Origin of the sequence: Marinobacterium sp. xm-m-312 (assembly GCF_013283295.1) — a bacterium.
Lineage (GTDB): Bacteria > Pseudomonadota > Gammaproteobacteria > Pseudomonadales > Balneatricaceae > Marinobacterium_E.
On record NZ_WBYS01000019.1, the window covers coordinates 1 to 1222 of the forward strand.

At 53.9% G+C, this 1222-nt stretch carries 1 protein-coding gene; it reads left to right on the forward strand.

From position 1 onward, the window contains the following. On the forward strand, positions 1–1222 hold a 1222-nt coding region (locus tag XMM312_RS11435; protein ID WP_173489290.1), incomplete at both ends, for an Ig-like domain-containing protein.

A 1222-nucleotide genomic window follows, 5' to 3' on the forward strand; every position in this document is an offset into this window, starting at 1 on the left:
TGTGAAGATCGAGTCGATCCGTTACCTCGATAATGACACCGAAGCCTTTAAAGTGGGCGAAGTGCTCAGCTTTAGCGTGCGCATGACCGGTGTGGTTAATGTGGATACCTCTGAAGGTGTATCCACACTGGTACTGAGTAACGGTGGGTTTGCCCGTTACACCGGTGGTTCTGACACCAATACACTGACATTTAGCTACATTGTCGGTGCCAGCGATCGCAACACTGATGATCTGCGTGTTCTCGGTCTGGCCGAGAACGATGCCGTTTTTAACGGCAGCCTGGGCCAGGACGTAGATGTGCGTATCACCTCTGCGAACAACCTGAGCACCTTCAACGATGTGGCGATTAACGCCCAAAGTCCGTTTATTACCCGTATCGACAGTGCTAGCCAGGTGGTGAGCCTAGGCGAAAGCGTTGAGTTTATCGTTAACTTCTCTGAAGCGGTCGATCTGGAAGGCGATGCGCCTTCACTGTCACTGAGCAACGGTGCCACGGCTGAGTATGTCAGCGGTGCGCCGTCTAAACAGCTGCTGTTCCGCTACACCGCCCAAGAGGGTGATGCGAATGCTGCTGATTTGGACGTCGTTAGCTTTGATGCACCTAACAGCACACTGATCTCACTGTCAGGCACCGGCGAAGCGTCAGTGTCACTGTCACAGATCACTGCGGTTGCTGCCAAGTACGATATTAGTTTTGATGGTGAGCGCCCAGAGGGGACGATCACCTTTGATAGCGACGCCTTGATTGCCGGTGAGACCTCGGGTGTCACAGTGACCTTCGCTGAGTCTGTCACCAACCCTCGTGATGCCATCAGTGTCAGCAACGGTACGCTGTCACCGCTGGTGCCTGTGGAAGGTACAGCTATTCCCCGTACGGTGTGGAAGGGTGTGTTTACCCCGACCCTGAAGATCGAAGCCGATGAGACGACGCTGGTGCTGGATAACAGCCTGGTGACTGACAATGCCGGTAATACCGGTACGGGTCTGAGTGTCTCTAACCCGATCTCTATCGATACCCTGGGTCCTGTCGCAGAGCTTAGCTCTAGCGTGCTCTACAACGGTAACCGTCTGATCACCATCGATTTTGGTGAGCAAGTGACTGACTTTGATGTGAACGACATTGTCGTGACCAACGGCATCAAAGTGACCAGTGGCTTTACTGAAGTTCAAGCAGGGCAGGTCTACACTCTGGAAGTCGCGCCTACCGCGGCAGCACAGGAT